Here is a 19,078-nt window from a genome sequence, read left to right on the forward strand (position 1 = left end):
GACCCTTTTGCAAAAGGGTCTCCTCCCCCACACCCCCACCCCCTAAAACTCTTATGGTATTGCAGTGTAATACAAAGGGTTTTCTGGTTCAGGCGGGGGGTTCATTACACTGAGCCTTCCGGACATCACCACATTTCAAAGGCATCTGCTCTGGCCGACTCCGGCCACCGCCCAAAACGCTCAAAAGCCCGGCGCGTATACCACGCGCCGGGCTTTTTTGTTTGTCGCCGTCGGCGGCGGCGGCAATGCAGGCAATGCCCAAAAGCAGACAGGGCCATGTTGGCAGGAATATCACTATTAATGTCATTGTGCCATGTCGTGCTCTGGCCTAGGGTGCGACCATGAAATGCAAGCAATGCCCCACCGACGGTTGTTCAACTGCCCCACGCCTCGTCGTCATGGCTGTCCATGACGGTGCGGAAATCCTCGACATCACGGGCCCCTTGAGCGTGTTCTCCGCAGCCAACGATCTGCATGCACAGTCCGGCGGCGCGGAACCGTTGTACCGCATCCAGGTCGCTGGCGAGAGCAGTGACGCGGTGGTGCGGACCGCTTCCGGCATCCGTCTGCTGACTGATGCAGCATTGGGGCAGTGCAGCGGCATCGACACCTTGCTGGTGGCGGGCGGCCCTGCGGCCAGGCAGGCTCCGCAGGCGCTGGTGGACTGGCTGCGCGAAGCTGCGCCCCTTGCGCGGCGCGTTTGCTCCATCTGCACCGGAGCCTTCATCCTGGCGCGCGCAGGGCTGCTGGAAGGCCGCCGGGCCACCACCCACTGGCTCATGCTTGAGGAACTGCGCGCCTTTTCTCCAAATATTGATGTCCAGACTGACGCCCTGCATGTGAAGGACGGTTCCGTCTATACCTCGGCCGGGGTGACGGCGGGCATTGATCTGGCATTGGCCCTGCTGGAGGAGGACTTTGGCCGCGAACTGGCGCTGAACGTTGCGAGAGTGCTGGTGCTCTACCTCAAGCGTCCGGGCGGACAGTCGCAGTTCAGCACAACCCTTCTGGCGCAGATTCACGAGGGCGGCACGCTAGCCTCGACGATCCAATGGCTGCGCGACAACTATCAGCGCCCGCTGTGCAACGAGGCCATAGCCAACCACGCGGCCATGAGCCCGCGCAACTTCGCCAGGGTCTTCAAACGCGAAACAGGTGAGACTCCGGCCCATTTCATTGAAAATATTCGCCTTGAAGCAGCTGTGAAACGTCTGGAGGAAACAACGCAGGCACTGGAAACCATCGCCCGGGAGTGTGGTTTCCAGTCCGGTGAGCACTTCCGCCTGACATTTTCGCGCCGCTTCGGCATCACCCCCGGCCAGTACCGGAACAGATTCCGTTCCGGCGCATGGCGTTAACACTTAGGAGAGCCAAATGAAATATCTCCCTTTGCAGTGTCTTGCTCTCGCGTTCGTGCTGCTCGCATCCGCCCTTTCCGTTCCGGCGCGCGTGCAATCACCCCAATCAGAGGAGCAGGTCATGTATGAGGTCCACCCAGGCAAAGTTTCCAGTCAGATAACCGTCGGGGTTCTTATCTTCCCCGGCTTCGAGATGCTGGACGCCTACGGTCCCATGGAACTATGGGGCAGTCTCAAGCACGCCCCGGCCCGTTTCTGGGGTGGCGAAGAAAAACGCGTAGGCGTAAAGCTGGTGACCATCGCGGCCACACGGGGAGAAATCCCCTCAAATCAAGGGCCAAAGACCGTAGCCGACTACGGCTATGCCGATTCGCCCAAGCTGGACTATCTGCTGGTGCCCGGCGGCAGCGGCGCAGTGCCCCTGGTTCGCGACGCTGCGACTCTGGACTGGCTGCGCGACCAGGCGACCAAGACGAAAATCGTCATGTCCGTGTGCAACGGCGCGTCGCTTTTGGCCGCAGCGGGCATTCTGGACGGCAGGCCTGCCACAACAAACAAAATGGCCTTCAAGGATTCTACCGCGCCCGGCCCCAAGGTGAACTGGATCAAACAGGCGCGCTGGGTGGATGACGGCGCCGTGGTCAGCTCTTCCGGCGTTTCCGCCGGGATGGATATGACCCTGGCGGTCATATCCCGTCTGTATGGCCAGCCTCTGAGCGATTGGCTGGAGCAGATCACCGAGTACGACGCGCACCGCGATCCGTCCTGGGATCCCTTCGCGGTCAAGGCCGGGCTGGTGCGTTAATCCTGTCCACAGGACATTCCAAAACAAGCGGCGGGGTTCAAGGCAATGCCCGGAATCCCGCCGCCCTCTCTTGGCAAGCGCAATTGACCTTTTCCAATGGCAGTTGCCCCACACCCTGCTCAGGGCGCGCGACCTCAGCCCTTACTTGCTCTACAAATACGCATCATCCATTTCAAGATAGCCGCACACGTAGTCGGCAATGCCCTCTTCAAGCGACGTAAAGGTAAGCGGACAGTCCACGCGGTCAAGCCAGTCCATGGCGGCTTGGGTAAAATGCTGGTAACGCCCCTTCAAGGTGTCGGGCATGTCCACATAGTTGATGCGGCACGGCAGTTCAAGAGCGCCGAAAACCGACATGGCCAGTTCGTTGAAGCTGCGGGCCGTGCCGGTGCCCACGTTGTGGATGCCGCAAACGTCGTTGCGCTCCAGCAGCCAGGCCATGAGGGCCGTGCAGTCTTTGACGTAGACAAAGTCGCGGCGCTGTTCGCCGTCAGCCATGTCCGCCCTGTCTGATTTGAACAGGTTCAGGCTGCCCTCTTTTCTGATTTGCCTGTGGGCCTTGGCGGCCACGCTCTGCATATCGCCCTTGTGATACTCGTTGGGGCCGTAAACATTAAAAAACTTCAGGCTGACCACCTCGCTTTGCAAGCCTTCGCGCAGGAGCCAGAGGTCGAAAAGCTGCTTGGAATAGCCATACATATTCAAAGGCCGCAAATGCGGCACAAGATTTTCGTCATCGCTGAACCCCAGCGAACCGTCGCCATAGGTGGCCGCGGAACTGGCGTTGATGAAGCGCGCCCCCTTGTCCAGGGCGTAACGGCAGAGGTCGCGACTGTAATGGAAGTTGTTTTCCATCAGGAAATCCGCGTCCTTTTCCGTGGTGGCGGAGCACGCGCCAAGATGCACCACGGCGCTGACCTCCCAGGGCAGAGCGTCGCGCTTCACGAGATCGAGGAACTGATCCCTGTGCAGATAGTCCACATAGCGGCGCTTGACCAGGTTGCGCCATTTGTCGCTCCTGGCCAGGTTGTCCACAACCACAATGTCTTCAATATTCATGCAGTTGAGTTGCCACAAAAGAGCGCTGCCCAAAAACCCCGCGCCACCGGTAATCACATACATGGAGACCTCCATATGATCTTTTTTATGATACTCAGTAGCGTACCGTACCGCAAGCGCGGCTCCGGGGCCCACCCTGCCCAGCCAGCGCCCCCCTGGACACAGCCTTACAAGTTTGCCACTATGCGTCATCTGCAAAACCAAGGGGAATACCATGAAAGTATGTATCGCATATATGCACGGCAAGCCGGTGATGCTGGAGCTGCGGGACGATATAGCCTATATCAATGACCAACCCGAACCCATCAAAAACCTCAGCCCTGAAATGCTTCAAAACTTCAGCGCCGCAGTCAGCGCCATACCCTACAGTGCGGATCCGGGCTACGATGCCCTGGTCAATGCCAAACGAGCCGCCTTTATAGTGGATCTGCTGGCCAAGGCCGTGGGAGACGAATGCGTCTCCAGGCTGACCCACATTCTGGATCATGTGCATTACGATGTGATGGAATATCTTGGTGAAACTGGAGACAGCAATGCTTGAAATCAATGACCTGCATGTGGAGGTCAAGGGCACTCCCGTGCTCAAGGGTATAGACCTTCACATAAAACCCGGCGAAACATTCATACTCTTTGGCCCCAACGGTTCCGGCAAAACAACCCTGCTTATGACGCTCATGGGCGTTTCAGGCTATGCCGTCACCCGGGGGCAGATTATTTTCAAAGGTACGGACATAACCCATGCCCCCATGTACGAGCGGGCGCGCCTTGGCCTTGGCATGTCCTTTCAGCGGCCGCCCACGATCCACGGGCTGCCCACGGGCAAACTGGTGGAACTGTGCGGACGCGGACGAAAGATGGATATTTTGGCCATGGCCCGCAAAGTCCACTTCGATACATTTCTGGAGCGCGACGTCAACGCGGGGTTTTCAGGCGGCGAAATCAAGCGATCTGAACTCCTGCAACTCATGGCCCAACAGCCCGACCTGCTGCTTTTCGACGAGCCGGAATCGGGCGTGGACCTTGAAAACATGACCCTCGTGGGCCAGACCGTACGCAGCCTGCTTGACGGCACGCCGGAACGATGTTGCGCCACGCTGCGGCAGCGTGAACAAAGGCGCGGCACAAGCGGCCTCATCATTACCCACACAGGGCATATCCTGGAGTACGTCAACGCGCACAGGGGCCAGGTCATGTACAATGGCAAACTGTGCTGTGAAGCCGGGCCGCGAGAAATTCTGGAGCACATTGCCAAGCACGGCTACCAGGAATGCCTGCGCTGCCTCGCTGGCGACACGTTTGGTCAAATTGCGGAGGCTCCCCTCAAATGAGCAATGTCAATCTTTCCCGATACAGCTTCAGCGGCAACGAAAACGCCGCCCCCATCGAAGACCTCGCCAGCTTGCCCGCAGAAGACAAGGAACGCCTTGTCCTGGCAGGCATTGACGTCAACGACCGCTCCGTCAGCGGCGCGTTCATGCAACTCAACCATGCGGGCGTCCACTGTCAGACCAATCATGAAGGTCTTGACCTTATGGACATCCGTACAGCGCTTAAAAAATTCGACGGGCTTCCCCAGTATTACTGGAAGCTGCTCGATCCCGACAAGGACGAATTCACCCGGCTCACGCGCGAACACTGCAATGGCGGCTATTTTGTCCGCGCCCGCAAAGGGGCCAAAATCAGCCAGCCGGTGCAGTCCTGTATGTTCATCAAGGGGCACAGCGCGGGCCAGAGCATCCACAATATCGTCATCGTTGAAGAAGGCGCGGAGCTGCACATCCTTGGTGGCTGCGCCACGGCCCACGACGCCAAGGACACCGCCCACCTCGGCATTACCGAATACTATGTGGAAAAAGGCGGCAAACTCACCTTCACGATGATCCACAACTGGGGCACAAGCACCACGGTGCGGCCCCGTTCGGCAGGCATTGTGGAAGCCGGGGGCGAGTTTCAGAACAATTACATCCTGCTCAAGCCAGTGGCCGATTTGCAGATGTACCCCACCATGAAGCTGCAAGGTCAGGGCGCTGTGGCCCGCTTCAACTCCGTCATCGTCGCCCCCACAGGCTCCCATGTGGACTGCGGCAACCGCATCGAACTCAACGCCCCCGACACGCGGGGCGAAATCATCTCGCGCACCCTCACAACGGGCGGCACCATCATCAACCGGGGATTCATCGGCGCTTCCGCCGCGCCCGCCAGAGGACACCTCGAATGCAAGGGCCTCATACTGGGCGGGGGGCGCATCCACGCCATACCGGAGCTCGACAGCAACCAGGACGGCGTGGAACTGTCGCACGAAGCGGCCGTCGGCAAGATCGCCCAGGAAGAAATTGAATACCTCATGGCGCGTGGCCTTGATGAAGATGAAGCGGCATCCACCATCGTGCGGGGCTTTCTCAATGTGGACATCATGGGCCTGCCCCTGCCGCTGAAAAAAGCCATGGACGAGCAGATATCCCTGCTTGAAACCAGCCACGCCATGTAATGACGATCTGGAAACGTGAAGCATTTCAAAGTTCGTTCTGGCTCATCGGCAATAGTATGAAAATCCGGCAGTTCTGCCTTGTTGACTTGACCGGCACACAACTTGCGTCTATAGTTCCACTCCTTGGGGCCTATAGCTCAGTTGGTAGAGCCTCCGGCTCATAACCGGCCTGTCCCAGGTTCGAATCCTGGTGGGCCCACCAAGACAATCAGTAGAGTCCGCTGAGGCGCAACACGCCTTGGCGGACTTTGCGTATGGAGCATATTGGCTTTAGAGCAGATTAACTTTGAGAATATACATTCTCAAAGTTTAAGGCACGCTTACTTCGGCGTTTAACCGCGCAGAGAAACTGCGCTTACGCCTCCGTAGCGAACGTCTGCTCACGCAGCCGTCAGAGCAATTTAAAAGTTAAATTGCTCTAAAAAGGGGCACCCGCTCCAAATACCTCTGCCGCCTGGCATCGGCGGCAGGGCATGTCCCGGTCGTACCAGAAAACCGCACTCAGACGGCCTTCCACACATAAAATACCACCACGAAAGAAAGCCATGCAGTCCCTGAATCACGAAATTTTTATGGCGCTGAACGCCGACGAGTCTTCACCAGTCTTTCTCCTTGCCACTGCCCGCCTTCTGGCTGAACTGCCCATAGCTCTGGCCGTGCTCATGGCGCTCTGCATACTGGTGCGGCGAAAATCAGAAAAAGCCGTGGCCCTGCGCCTCGTGCTCACGGTGACCCTGGCCATGGCCGCAGCCTACGTCATAAGAACACTTCATTATACCCCCCGGCCCTTTGTTATTGACCTTGGGCGCACCTTCATCGAACACGCTCCCACGGCATCCTTCCCCAGCTTTCACGGCACATTCATGTTTTCATTGGCAGCCGCCCTGCTCTTTTGCCCCAAGGAACGCATTTCAGGCACAGCGATCCTGCTGCTGGGCCTTGCGACGGCCTGGGCACGAATATATCTTGGCGTGCATTACCCTCTGGACATGCTGGGAGCGCTTATTACCGCCTTTGCCGCTGCGGTTGCCGTTCACTGCTGCTTTCGTTTGCGCAGGCAATGGGCATAAAGACAGAACAGACTGCAATGGCGCGCAGATTACGCAACTGTTAAAAAAACCCGCCCCGTGCGAAACCGCTCCACTGTGAAAGCCTGCGGATATGGAACCGCGCGAATACTCCGGGCGCACGCCCCGGTCAGCGTTTACCCGCAGGCCTCAAAAAACACCGCCGCCAACTGGGCCAGTTGGCGGCTTTTTGCATACAGACGCCCACAGCACGGTCTAAAACCAGCACACGGCTTTACGCAGCGCTGCGCGCAGTTTCCGCTCCCCACGCCACATGGACAGGCCTGATTGATTTTAAAATGCTTCACATTTCAATGTGCCATTCTGCCGAACAGTCCGATTTTTTTGCCGAACCCACACTACCTTATGGGGCGCTGCGCTTTGTGCTGCGTTGGAGCATTTACTTTTTTCCAGGTTACAAAGCTCTATTGACACATTTCAAAATATGTTGAAATATTGACCTATGGAAGTCACCCACGCCAGCACTCTCTTTGAAGCCCTTTCTTCGCCCATACGCCTGCAACTCTTTCGGCTGCTTGTGCGTTTTGCTCCCGAAGGGCTTGTGGCTGGCGAAATCGCCAAACACCTGCAACTCCCCGGAACCAATCTTTCATTCCACCTCAAGGGGCTTTTGCACGCAGGCCTCATCACGGTGGAAAAAGAGGGGCGCTTTTTGCGCTACCGGGCCAACATCCCCCTGATGCTGGAAACCATCGCCTATCTCACGGAAGAGTGCTGCGCAGGCCACCCGGAACAGTGCGAGCGGTTCCGGGCGCAAAGTACGGTGGCGGCAGCGGTGCTGCCTGAGCGCTGCTGCAAGTAATTTTTTTACCACAACAGTTTAATAATATTTGAAATATCAAAATAAAGGGCAAAAGCATGAAAAACCCCAGCACTCCCAGTGATGGCCAGCAGGTCAGGGAAACCGTCCGTTCCGGCTACGCGGCCATAGCATCGGGTCAGCAGCGTTCGTGCTGCTGCGGCCAGCGCAGCAATGCCGCCGACCCCGCCAGATTGGCGCAAACTCTGGGCTATGATGCCGCGACCCTTGCCCGTTTGCCTGAAGGCGCCAATATGGGGCTTTCGTGCGGCAATCCTGTTGCCATGGCCGCGCTCATGCCCGGCCAGACAGTCATTGACCTTGGCAGCGGCGGCGGATTTGACGCTTTTCAGGCTGGCGAAAAGGTGACCGCAAGTGGACACGTCATCGGCGTGGACATGACGCCAGAAATGCTCGACAAGGCGCGGAAAAACATTGCGTCCTACAGTCAGCTCACCGGACTGGACAACGTGGAGTTCCGCCTGGGAGAAATCGAGCATCTGCCTGTGGCCGACAGCAGCGTTGATGTGGTTTTGTCCAACTGCGTCATCAATCTTTCGCCCGATAAAGAACAGGTGTGGCGAGAGATTTTTCGCGTCCTGAAGCCCGGCGGCAAGGCGGCGGTGTCAGACCTTGCTCTTCTCAAGCCGCTGCCGGAAAATATCCGGCAAATGGCCGAGGCCCTGGTGGGGTGCGTGGGCGGAGCCATTCTGGTCGAGCAAACCAGAGCCATTGTTGAAAAAACCGGATTTTCCCGTCTTGCGCTGCGCACCAACCCCGGCTATGTGCAAAGCATGCAGGATTGGAATGACCCTCTGTACGCAGAAATTGCAAAAAATCTGCCCCACGGCGAAAAACTTGCAGACTTTGTAGTGAGCCTGACTATTGAGGCATACAAGGAGTAGGCCCTACAAAATTGCGGGTTTTACGGGCGCGTGTTATGGCAGGCACGGATTTTATCAACTTTTTCAGAGTTGCATGCCGCGCATTTCTCTTGACAGTCTTTTCCGACCCTCGTAGAGTGCTTTCACTGATTGGGTCCAGTATTTTTTTTTGCCAGAGACTTACGTGGGTAAGGCTTCCAGCGGAAAGTCTGCACCCAGAACAACAAAAATGGAGTCTCAAATGGCTATTTCTATCTACGTGGGCAATCTGCCCTGGTCCGCTACCGAAGACAGTGTTCGTGATCTCTTTTCCGCTCATGGCGAAGCTCTTTCCGTCAAGCTCATCTCTGACCGCGAAACCGGCCGCGCCCGTGGCTTTGGCTTTGTGGAAATGAATGAAGACGACGCTCGCAACGCCATTTCCGCCCTTAACGGTGTGGAATTTGAAGGCCGCGCCCTGCGCGTCAATCAGGCTGAAGAGAAGCGTCCCGCTCCCCGCCGCTGGTAGTTCCAGCAGCTAGCTGACGATTCAAGGCCGCAAGCAATTGCGGCCTTTTTTTGCGCCTTTTCGCATTCGTCGCGCGCTCTCCGTGCGCGCCTTCTGCCCCATCTGCGATTCGCACCACTGGTACCTCCTGACCGACTGTCCCCGGCTGTACACCCGCCTTGAGCTCCTTCTCTTCGCCTGACGGACACTTCGTCTTCTGCCACCCGCCTTGAGATCATTTCCTTCGACTGTCTACCGCCAGGCACCTTGCCCTTGATATGGCCCAATGCCCTGGAAGACGCGTCCTTTGAAGTCCTCACCAATTACCTGCAATAAAAATTTTAGGGGGTGGGGGCGTGGGGGAGGAGACCCTTTTGTAGTGCGTATACCTTTTTTCAAAAGGTATACGCACTAACGCTGCACGACCGTGCAGCGCGCCACAACGTGGCGTGGATTCTGCCGCAAATCGCATTTTCGGCAGAATGACACCTTTGAAATGTGAAACACTTCAAAGGTAATCTGGTCTAAAGAGGGTCCCTCTCCCACAAAGCATTTCACAGCGCCATCTCCGCAGCCCTCTGAAAACGCGGAATCCCCGCACCGGTTGGTGCGGGGATTCCGTCTGTCTATCAAAAGCCTTTAACGAATGCGGGCTTACACCACGCCGTGTTCGCCGGGCCGTTCATACTGGTCTTTTTTCTGCACAAGGCGGACGTAAAAGTCCGTATCGCCCAGAGCCAGCAGGATGGCGGAAGAAACATAGATGGAGGAGGCCGTGCCTATGACCACGCCCATGAGCATGGTGAGGGCAAAATCGTGAATGACGCCGCCGCCGAGGAAGAACAGGGCCAGGGTTGACATCAGGGTCGTGCCGCTGGTCAGGATGGTGCGCGAAAGGGTCTGGTTGACGCTCTTGTTGATCAGGTGCGCCATGTCCAGATTTGGCGTTGCCCGCAGGTTTTCGCGCAGGCGGTCATAGATGATGATGGTGTCGTTGAGCGAAAAGCCCACCAGTGTCATCAGGGCCGCCATGACGTTGAGGTCGATTTCGACATTCATCAACGAGAGCAGGCCCACGGTTATGGCGACGTCGTGCAGAAGCCCCACAACGGCCCCTAGTGCGAAGTTGAGCCGCAACACAAAGCATACGACCATGGTTATGCCCAGTGCCAGCATCACAAGCCAGCCCATGCCAAGGCCTGTGAGTCCGGCCACGTAAATGCCGCCCCAAAGGGCAGCCGCCATGATGGCGCCAGCCATCCAGCGCTGTTCAAAACGGCCGGAGATATACACCGCAATGAGCAGAATGGCATAGTACAGCGCGCTGAGGGCCTTGTTGGTCAGGTCAGCGCCCACCTTGGGGCCCACGATCTCAAGGCGCACAATTTCAGCGGCATTGCCGGGAAAGGTGGCGGCCAGGGAGTCCATCACCGTGGTGCGCAGGTGCGTGGCGTCGGCGTTTTCGGCGCTGCTGAAACGCAGCAGATAGTCACGCCCGCCCTCGCCGAAGCGCTGGGTGGTGATGCCGGGCAGGGCCGGAGTATCCAGACCTTTTTTCAGGGCTTCGTCGGCCACGGGCTCCTGAAACTGCACCTGCACGATGACGCCGCCCGCGAAGTCGATGCCCATCTTGAGGCCATTGCCCCATACGGCAGAAATAATGCCGACGAGGATAAGCAGGGCGGAGGCTCCGTAAACCCAGAAGCGCTTGCCTATGAAGTCAATATTGGTGTCGTGTTTGATAAAGGTAAAACTCATGACAGCCTCCCGGCGCGCTAGATGCTCAGACCCTTGGGACCGCAATGGCGCGCCCATTCTTCAAAAATGGCCCGCGAAACAAAGATGGCCGTAAACATGGAGGCAACAATGCCCAGCCCCAGGGTTACCGCGAAGCCTCTGATGGGCCCTGTGCCGAACTGGTACAGAATGACTGTAACAATGATGGACGTGAGGTTGGCGTCCGTAATGGAGACCATGGCTCTGTCAAAGCCCGCCCGCACCGACGCCAGCGGCGTGAGTCCCAGGCGCAGTTCTTCACGTATTCGTTCGTAGATCAGCACGTTGGCGTCCACCGCCATGCCGATGGTCAGCACGATGCCCGCGATGCCCGGCAGAGTCAGGGTAGCGCCAAAAGCGCCCATGCCCGCCATGACGATGAGCATGGTGAAACAGAGCATGAGGTTGGCGATAAGGCCGCTGAGGCCGTAATAAAAGCCGATGAAAACCACCACGGCAGCCGCGCCCACAAAGGCGGCGCGCACGCCGCTGTCAATGGCCTCCTGCCCGAGGGAGGGGCCGACGCTGCGCTCTTCCAGCACGGAAACAGGGGCGGGCAGCGAGCCCGCGCGCAGCACGATGGCGAGATCCTGCGCCTCGGCAGTGGTAAAACTGCCGGAAATGCTTGCCTTGCCGCCGCCGATGCGCTCGCGGATGACAGGCGCGGAATAGACCTTGCCGTCAAGCACGATGGCCATGCGGCGTCCCACGCTCTCGCCGGTCACGCGCTCAAAAATACGCGCGCCACGGGTGTTGAAGCTCATGGTCACATAGGACTTGTTCATGTTGTCGAAAGCAGGACGGGCATCGGCAATGTCTTCGCCGGTGAGCATCGAGTCTTTTTCAACAGCGATGCGGCCCTCGGGCTGCCCGGCGGTCTTTTCCAGCATGGGCAGAACCACTACCCCGGCGGGCAGAACGGCCTTGTTGGGGTCCACATCTTCACGAACCAGGTGAAATTCAAGGTGCGCTGTCTGGCCGATGATCTGCACGGCGCGGCGCGGGTCGGAAATGCCGGGCAACTGCACCTGAATGCGGTTGCCTGCCTGCTTGCGGATATCGGGTTCCGCCACGCCGAACTGGTCGATACGGTTGCGGATGGTGCGCAAGGCCTGGTCAAGGGACAGTTCTTCAATCCTCTTGACTTCGGCTGGCGTAAAGCGGGCCACGTAGCGCAACTGTCCGCCTTCGCCCACCTGGGGCTGCCCCACGGTCAACTGGGGAAAATGGCGGGCCAGGATTTCGCGCAGCTTGGCTTCATTATCGGCGCGGGGCAAAAGAAATTCCAGGGCCGTGCCGTTCAGGACGCGGGGGCGCAGCACCACTATTTTTTCGTCCTGGGCCATGCGGCGCAGGTCCTGCCCGGCAATGGCCAGAGAGTTGCTCACAGCCTTGGCCACGTCCACGCCCAGCGTCAGGTGTATGCCGCCTTTGAGGTCAAGACCGAGATTGATCCTGCTGGACGGCAAAACGCGCTCCAGGGCGGGCCCGATAACGGGCACGCTGGGCAGCGCGTACACAAGAGAAATCAAAAATACCAACGAAGCCAAGATCAAGCGCCAGCGCAGACCCATCGTTCACCTTCCAAACAACAGATTTAAAGCACAGCATGCCCTGAAGGGCACGGCTCGCCCGAAGCCTTGCAACTGTGGGCCGGGCGGGGGCACACAGCGGCGGAACGGCGCGCAAACACGGCGCGCACCAAGGTCATGCCGCCCGTTCCAAGGGTCAAAAGCCCCTGAGCCGGCCTTGGCAAAGGCCAGCCCACGGGCCGGACATGACAAAAAACCAGAGATGCTACTTGCTGTCGTCCTTGCCGCCCTTGCCGGGCACAAGGCCGCCAATGGCGCCGCGCGTAACGCGCAGCTTGGACTCACCACTTTCAAGCAGCACCTGCTCATCGTCGATTTCAAGGATGCGGCCAATCAGTCCGGCGGACGTGACCACATGGTCGCCACGCTTGAGTTCCGCCAGCATGGCCTTGTGGGCCTTGGCCCGCTTCTGCTGCGGACGGATGAGCAGAAACCAGAAAATGACGAACATCACGATGAGGGGAAGGAACTGCATAAGCATGTCGGTTCCGCTGGCGGGGCCGGCACCGGCCTGGGGAGTGCCCATGGCGTAGGCTACTGATTCAAACAAAACGCACCTCCAAAGGTGTAGCAAAGTCATTGTCCTGAACGTCACGCATACAGTCGGGCAGCCCCAAGGCCGCCTCAAAGCCGATTTGCGCACAATACCAGCGAATTTCTATATACGTTGGCGCTCAATCTTGCAAGCCTTTCCGCCGCGCCCCGCGCGGTAAAGCGGCGCTCATCCCGCGCGGCAAAAGATGGCATGGATCTTCAGCAAAGCGCCACTGACAGATGTCAACAGCACAAAAAAACAGAATTGTTGAACAAATAATGCAACCTATCTCTTTTTACAGCCCCGCCCCCATGTCTGTCCGGCCTTGCCATCACCAGCCTGACAGGGATACAGAATCTTTTTGCAAACATCGTCGCGGGAGTTGCCATGCGTCCTTGCCATACACTTGTCCACGCCGCCCTCATCGTCACTCAGGACGAGGAGCGCACTGTTCTTGAAAACGCCAGCATAGCGGTGCTTGACGGTCTTGTGGCGGACATTGGCCCGCGTCACGAAGTGGCCTCCCGCTGGCAGCCGCAGCAGGAGGTTGACCTTGGGCAGTGCGTGCTGCTGCCGGGGCTTGTCAACGCGCACACCCACGCCGCCATGACTTTTCTGCGCGGCCTCGCCGACGACATGCCCCTGATGGAATGGCTCAACAGCCGCATCTTTCCTGTCGAACAAAAGCTTACCCCTGAAATCGTGCGCCTGGGCAGCCTCATGGGCCATGCCGAAATGCTGCGCACAGGCACCACGTCCTACATTGACATGTATATTTTTGAAGAGGCGGCCCTTGCCGCCGCCGAAGAATCCGGCATGCGCTGCCTGGGGGGCGAAGTGGTGTTCGCCTTTCCCTCGGCGGCCGTCTCCGGCCCTGATGCCGCGCTGGAAAACACCCGCGTCCTGGCTGAAAAATACGCCGACCATCCACGGGTGCGCGTGGCCGTCAATCCGCACAGCGTCTACACCACCACCCCGGAAATACTGTCGGCCTGCCGCGACCTCGCCTACGAACTGACCCTGCCCCTCCACTTTCATCTTGCCGAAACCACAGAAGAAACACAGATATGCCTGCACACGCACGGCAGCAGACCCGTGGCCTACTGCCACCGCATGGGCCTGCTGGACGCCCCGTGCATTCTTGCCCACGTGGTCGACGTCACCCCTGACGAGCTTGATTGCCTGGCCGCCAGCAAGGCGGTGGCGGCCCATAACCCCTCCTCCAATATGAAGCTCGCTTCGGGCGTGGCCCCCGTGCCCGCCATGCTTGAGCGCGGCATGGCCGTGGCCCTTGGCACGGACGGAGCCGCCAGCAACAACCGGCTGAACATGTTCACAGAAATGGGGCGCGCAGCCCTGCTGCACAAGGTCGCGGGCATGGATTCTACCCTTCTGCCCGCGCAGACCGTCCTTGACATGGGCACTCTGGGCGGAGCCGCCGCCATGCATGACGAACGCCTGGGCAGCCTTGCTGTGGGCAAGGCCGCAGACTGCGTGGCCCTTGACCTGACCTCCCCCAACATGCAGCCCGTCTATAATGTTGTTTCCCACCTCGTTTACGCCGCCACGGGGATGGAAACCCGCATGACCATGGTGGACGGCGAAATCCTGTACATGGACGGCAAATACACCCGCTTTGACTATGAGGCGCTGTGCCGCGAAATGACCCAGGTGCGCAATTTTGTGCGCCGTGCGGCGGGGCTGGCGTAAGGTAGCCCTCGCGAGGCTGATCGCCTGCAAAACCTGTCGGATAGGCTACGGCGCAAGGCTCTGCCGATGCCCAGAACGTGACGGCGTTGGCCCCCGGCGGGAAATTCCCGCCATCGCCCTCTTGACAGCGACTCAAGTTCGGCTATATTTCTCCATTCCGAATCGGCGGCCCCAGTGTCGCCGCTATTTTGCAATACGGCGCTTCTGCGCATGGAGGTTTTGCTATGACCCCTCTGGAAAACGCCACCAAGACCGCTGACGGTGTGGTGCTTAACGGTTTTGTTCTTTCGCCGGTGGTGGAACAGTGTACTGGCTGTGACCGCGTGCGCGAATTTGGTGAAGAGCAGTTCTGCTCAAGCTACCCCGTGCCCTCCAAAAAGTGGGTTGGCGGTCGCTGCAATTTTGCCACCCATATCAAGACCCAGACTGGCTCCGGCGCCAAGGTCAACCCCCTCAAGGCGTCCAAGCGCGCCGCCAAGGGCCGCTAGACCGCAGGCCGTCACCCCTTCGGACGCATTGGAATTTTCCTGTCAGGCCGGAGGGCGGATATGCCCGCGCAAGCGGAGTGTGCCAGGTACGGGTTTTGCCCGTAGACGCACATGGATGGAAGACATCGGATTTTCGGCTTTTGTTCCGTCAACGGGTTCGCCCGTGCGGCGCGGAGCCGTTTTTCCATTTCTTTGATCCGGGCCGGGCAGCGTTGTTCCGCAGATTTTCCCAAGGGGCTGCTCACGCAGCCCCTTGCGTTTTCAGCCCCGGTACGCGAATCTGCTGATACGCGGCCTGCTGTGCCGCGAACCTGTGGTCACGCCCGGCTGAATGGCGGCAGGCCGTGAACGGGGTTGAGAGCGGTTACGATGCAGTGAGCGTGCCTTACACTTTGAGAATATATATTTTCAAAGTTAAAATGCTCTAAAATACACGGCTTTGAAGTAAGGGGAGGAAACATGCACAAGGATATGGACGCCCTGTTACGCGGCCTCGCGGGCCGTGAAGACCGTGTGGTGGCCCTGCAAAGCGCCCTTACCGCCTGCCCTGCCCTTGGACCCGACAACGGCGGCGACGGTGAAGAGGCCAAGGCCGCGCTCATCACGCAATGGCTTGAAGCTTGCGGCATAACAGATATTTTACGTGTTGACGCCCCTGATTCCCGCGTGTCTTCGGGCCAGCGCCCCAACCTTGTAGCCCGCATCCCCGGCAGAAAAAAACGTACCCTGTGGCTTTTCGGCCATATGGACGTTGTGCCCCCCGGCGACCTGTCCGCCTGGGTCTCTGATCCCTGGCAGGTTCGGCGCGAAGGCGATCTGCTGTACGGGCGCGGCGTTGAAGACAACCAGCAGGCCGTGACAAGCATGCTGCTGCTGGCCGAAGAACTGCGCCAGCGCGGCGTCACGCCCGAACTGAGCCTGGGCCTCGTGTTTATGGCAGACGAAGAAACAGGCAGCGCCTACGGGCTGGAGCATATCCTCAAAACCGCTCCAGAGCTTTTCAGCGCTGACGACCTGTATATCGTGCCCGATTCGGGTTCCCGCCGGGGCGACGTCATCGAGGTGGCCGAAAAGGGCCAGCTCTGGCTCAAGGTGCGCACCACCGGGGTTCAGTGCCACGCCTCCACCCCGCACAAGGGCCGCAACGCCTTTCTGGCCGGAGCGGACATGGCGCTGGCCTGCCACAATGGCCTGCGTTCCGCCTTTGGCGATACCAACACCCTGTTCAGCCCGCCCACGTCCACCTTTGTGCCCGGCAAGCACGAGGGCAACGTGCCCAATATCAACACCGTGCCTGGCAGTGACGTTTTTTATGTGGACTGCCGCCTGCTGCCCCAGGTTGACCCGGAGGCCGTGCTGGACAAGGTGCGCGCCCTGGCCGCCGAGGTGGAGCAAAACCACGGCGTGCAGATAGCCATCAGCGTGGTGCAACGGCAGGCCGCCTCCTACATCGCAGGAACCAGCCCGGTGATCACGGCCCTGAGCGCCGCAATCGCCCGCGTCTACGGCATTGAGGCCAGAACCCTCGGCATCGGCGGAGCCACGGTGGCAGCCCAGTTACGGCAGCGTGGCCTTGCCGCCGCCGTATGGAGCTGCCTTGCGGGCACCTGCCACCAACCCAATGAAAGTTCTTCCATTACGGCGACCATCAAGGACGCCCAGGTTTTCACCCATATACTTATGAATCCCGCACATGTCTGATACCAACACCGCCATTTTTGACTGTATCGTGGCCGGAGGCGGCCACGCCGGTTGCGAAGCCGCCGTGGCCCTGGCCCGCATGGGGCACAGCGTGCTGCTTGTGAGCGGCAACCTTGACCGTTTGGGCTACCTTTCCTGCAATCCCGCCATCGGCGGCCTGGCAAAAGGGCACATGACCCGCGAAATCGACGCGCTGGGCGGCATGATGGGCCTGTGGGCCGACGCGGCGGGCATACAGTTTCGCGTGCTCAACATGAGCAAGGGGCCTGCGGTGCGCGCCACCCGCGCCCAGATGGATCGCCTGGCCTACCAGCGCGTTGTGCAGAAAACCCTGTACTCCACGCCCGGACTGCGCATCTGGCAGGATTCCGTCATCGGCATCTCCTCCGGCGACGACCGCGCCACCGGCGTGCGGACGGCCCAGGGACTCAGCTTTTCCGCCCGCCACGTGCTGCTGACCACCGGAACCTTTCTGGACGGGCGCATCCACATGGGGCTTACCAGCATTCCCGGCGGCCGCCTGGGCGACGCCCCGGCCATCGGCCTTTCAGACAGCCTGCGCTCTCTGGGCTTCACGCTTGGCCGCCTGAAAACCGGCACCACGCCACGGTTGCTCAACTCCTCCATCGACTATTCGGTGCTGGAGGAACAAAAGGGCGACAATCCGCCCCCGGCGTTCAGCTTTCACGGGCCCGGCCCTGTACTGCCCCAGGTGTCCTGCCATGTGACCTGGACCAACGAACGCGCGCACGAGATCATCCGCAGCGGCTTTGACCGCTCCCCCATGTTCACGGGCATCATCAAGGGCACGGGCGCGCGCTACTGTCCTTCCATCGAGGACAAGGTCGCCCGCTTTCCCGACAGGGAGCGCCATCAGATATTTCTTGAGCCCGAAGGTCTCCACAGCGCCGAGGTGTACGCCAACGGCGTTCCCACCAGCCTGCCGCTGGACGTGCAGCTGGACATGCTCCACGCGGTGCGCGGCCTGGAAAACGCCGTCATGCTGCGCCCCGGCTACGCCATAGAGTACGATTTTTCCGATCCCATACAGCTCATGCCCACCCTTGAGAGCAAGGCCGTGCCGGGACTCTGGCTGGCCGGGCAAATCAACGGCACATCGGGGTATGAGGAAGCGGCGGCGCAAGGTTTGTGGGCGGCCCTGAACATTTCCTGCCGCCTGCGTGACATGCCGCCCTTCCTGCCCGGTCGCGACGAGGCCTATATGGCCGTGCTGGTGGACGACCTTGTCACCTCCGGCACCCAGGAGCCGTACCGCATGTTCACATCACGGGCGGAACACCGCCTGCTGCTGCGCGAGGACAACGCGGACACGCGCCTGACCCCCCTGGGCCGTAATCTGGGTCTTGTGAGCGACGCCCAGTGGGACGCGTTCTGCCGCAAACAGGATGCCGCGGCACGCCTGCGCGCCGGGCTTGAGCAAAAGCGCATTCCATCCGATAAGTATAATAACGGCAATGGCGGCAATCCTGACGCCACGTCTGAACCCGCGACGCCCGGAGACGCGGCGGCAAGCCTGCCCGCCGGGCGCACCCTGGCGGAAGTGCTGCGCAGGCCGGAGATGGACCTGCACGAGATCGCGGCCCTGTTGCGGGCCTGCCCCGACGGGCCTGCGGCCGAACTGGGGGCCTTTCTGGAAGAAGAGATGCTGCTGGCCGGAACCGCGGCATGCGAGAGCGTGCAAACGGAAATCAAATATGCGGGGTATCTGGTGCGTCAGCGCGAGCTTGTGGCGCGTGCGGCCAAGCTCGAATCCACGGCCTTGCCCCCTGATATGGATTATGCCACAGTAGTCGGACTTTCCCGTGAGGTGACGGAAAAGCTTGGCCGGGTGCGCCCCCTCAGTCTGGGCCAGGCAGGACGCATCTCCGGGGTTACGCCAGCGGCCGTGGCCTGTCTGGAAATACATCTGCACAAGTTGGGACTGCTCTGATGCATCCGGCGGTGGACGTTTTTACGCCCAACTGCGGCGCTGGAGCCGTTTCACGTTGCAAGTGCTCTGGACCTTGCGGGAGCAGGCGCTCACCGTGAAGACCTGGAGCAGATCAACTTTGAACTGTTTCACATTTCAAAGTTTTCATTCAGCAGAAAATGCGATTTTCGGCTGAATCCACGCCACGTTGTGGCGCGGTTTATCTGTGCTGTTGCTCCGTATCCGGGTTCCGGTACTGTTGAGAAAGGACCTCTCAACGTCGCCCTGCTCTGGTTGCGGCTGCCTCATTGCACAGCAATATATATATTGGTGAACATATGACGGGTGCACAACTTCTTCTAGTTTCATTGCTGTCCG

17 protein-coding genes and 1 tRNA gene are annotated in these 19,078 nt (G+C 59.5%); 14 read left to right on the forward strand and 4 right to left on the reverse strand.

Annotated elements, in window-relative coordinates; all coding sequences use genetic code 11:
* The first annotated feature begins 341 nt into the window (after positions 1-341).
* Together DESU86_RS04260 and DESU86_RS04265 are read left to right on the forward strand one after the other, a co-directional pair.
* A complete protein-coding gene (locus DESU86_RS04260; protein WP_179979912.1) occupies positions 342-1,358 on the forward strand; it encodes a GlxA family transcriptional regulator in 1,017 nt (338 codons plus the stop codon).
* 121 nt (positions 1,359-1,479) lie between these two features.
* Positions 1,480-2,163: a DJ-1/PfpI family protein gene (locus DESU86_RS04265; RefSeq protein WP_179979913.1), complete on the forward strand. Its 684-nt coding sequence runs from the start codon at positions 1,480-1,482 to the stop codon at positions 2,161-2,163.
* 150 nt (positions 2,164-2,313) lie between these two features.
* On the opposite strand, the gene rfaD is transcribed toward DESU86_RS04265, so the two are convergent.
* Positions 2,314-3,285, reverse strand: a complete 972-nt coding sequence (gene rfaD, locus DESU86_RS04270) for an ADP-glyceromanno-heptose 6-epimerase (RefSeq protein WP_179979914.1) — start codon at positions 3,283-3,285, stop codon at positions 2,314-2,316.
* Between the two features lie 151 nt (positions 3,286-3,436).
* Here rfaD and DESU86_RS04275 point away from each other — a divergent pair, with 151 nt between their 5' ends.
* From DESU86_RS04275 to DESU86_RS04310, 8 genes are all read left to right on the forward strand, one after another.
* Positions 3,437-3,763 carry a hypothetical protein gene (locus tag DESU86_RS04275; RefSeq protein WP_179979915.1) on the forward strand — a complete coding sequence of 109 codons (327 nt, stop codon included), beginning with the start codon at positions 3,437-3,439 and terminating at the stop codon, positions 3,761-3,763.
* On the forward strand, positions 3,756-4,550 hold the full coding sequence (locus DESU86_RS04280) for an ABC transporter ATP-binding protein (RefSeq protein ID WP_179979916.1): 795 nt from the start codon (positions 3,756-3,758) through the stop codon (positions 4,548-4,550). Before DESU86_RS04275 ends, DESU86_RS04280 begins: the two co-directional genes overlap by 8 nt.
* Positions 4,547-5,710, forward strand: a complete 1,164-nt coding sequence (locus DESU86_RS04285; RefSeq protein ID WP_179979917.1) for a SufB/SufD family protein — start codon at positions 4,547-4,549, stop codon at positions 5,708-5,710. Before DESU86_RS04280 ends, DESU86_RS04285 begins: the two co-directional genes overlap by 4 nt.
* Before the next feature lie 126 nt (positions 5,711-5,836).
* A tRNA-Ile gene (locus DESU86_RS04290) sits at positions 5,837-5,912 on the forward strand.
* 343 nt (positions 5,913-6,255) lie between these two features.
* Entirely contained in the window at positions 6,256-6,780 is a 525-nt protein-coding gene (locus DESU86_RS04295) for a phosphatase PAP2 family protein (protein ID WP_179979918.1), read from the forward strand.
* A gap of 460 nt (positions 6,781-7,240) precedes the next feature.
* Positions 7,241-7,600: an ArsR/SmtB family transcription factor gene (locus DESU86_RS04300; RefSeq protein ID WP_179979919.1), complete on the forward strand. Its 360-nt coding sequence runs from the start codon at positions 7,241-7,243 to the stop codon at positions 7,598-7,600.
* 56 nt (positions 7,601-7,656) lie between these two features.
* Positions 7,657-8,502, forward strand: a complete 846-nt coding sequence (gene arsM / locus DESU86_RS04305) for an arsenite methyltransferase (RefSeq protein ID WP_179979920.1) — start codon at positions 7,657-7,659, stop codon at positions 8,500-8,502.
* A gap of 220 nt (positions 8,503-8,722) precedes the next feature.
* On the forward strand, positions 8,723-8,989 hold the full coding sequence (locus DESU86_RS04310) for an RNA recognition motif domain-containing protein (RefSeq protein ID WP_179979921.1): 267 nt from the start codon (positions 8,723-8,725) through the stop codon (positions 8,987-8,989).
* Between the two features lie 633 nt (positions 8,990-9,622).
* On the opposite strand, the gene secF is transcribed toward DESU86_RS04310, so the two are convergent.
* The 3 genes from secF to yajC form a co-directional block, all read right to left on the reverse strand.
* Complete coding sequence (gene secF, locus DESU86_RS04315) at positions 9,623-10,726, reverse strand: protein translocase subunit SecF (RefSeq protein ID WP_179979922.1); 1,104 nt, start codon at positions 10,724-10,726, stop codon at positions 9,623-9,625.
* Positions 10,727-10,743: 17 nt separating this feature from the next.
* Complete coding sequence (gene secD, locus DESU86_RS04320) at positions 10,744-12,318, reverse strand: protein translocase subunit SecD (protein ID WP_179979923.1); 1,575 nt, start codon at positions 12,316-12,318, stop codon at positions 10,744-10,746.
* Positions 12,319-12,541: 223 nt separating this feature from the next.
* Positions 12,542-12,886, reverse strand: coding sequence for a preprotein translocase subunit YajC (gene yajC / locus DESU86_RS04325; RefSeq protein ID WP_232088254.1), 345 nt, complete (start codon positions 12,884-12,886; stop codon positions 12,542-12,544).
* A 372-nt stretch (positions 12,887-13,258) separates the two neighbouring features.
* On the opposite strand from yajC, the gene DESU86_RS04330 reads away from it, so the two are divergent.
* From DESU86_RS04330 to mnmG, 4 genes are all read left to right on the forward strand, one after another.
* Positions 13,259-14,581 carry an amidohydrolase family protein gene (locus tag DESU86_RS04330; protein ID WP_179979924.1) on the forward strand — a complete coding sequence of 441 codons (1,323 nt, stop codon included), beginning with the start codon at positions 13,259-13,261 and terminating at the stop codon, positions 14,579-14,581.
* Positions 14,582-14,805: 224 nt separating this feature from the next.
* On the forward strand, positions 14,806-15,069 hold the full coding sequence (locus tag DESU86_RS04335; protein WP_179979925.1) for a PxxKW family cysteine-rich protein: 264 nt from the start codon (positions 14,806-14,808) through the stop codon (positions 15,067-15,069).
* Positions 15,070-15,528: 459 nt separating this feature from the next.
* Entirely contained in the window at positions 15,529-16,770 is a 1,242-nt protein-coding gene (locus tag DESU86_RS04340; protein WP_179979926.1) for a M20 family metallo-hydrolase, read from the forward strand.
* Entirely contained in the window at positions 16,763-18,721 is a 1,959-nt protein-coding gene (gene mnmG, locus DESU86_RS04345) for a tRNA uridine-5-carboxymethylaminomethyl(34) synthesis enzyme MnmG (protein WP_179979927.1), read from the forward strand. Before DESU86_RS04340 ends, mnmG begins: the two co-directional genes overlap by 8 nt.
* Positions 18,722-19,078: the final 357 nt, after the last annotated feature.

Origin of the sequence: Desulfovibrio sp. 86 (genome assembly GCF_902702915.1) — a bacterium.
Taxonomy (GTDB): Bacteria; Desulfobacterota; Desulfovibrionia; order Desulfovibrionales; family Desulfovibrionaceae; genus Desulfovibrio.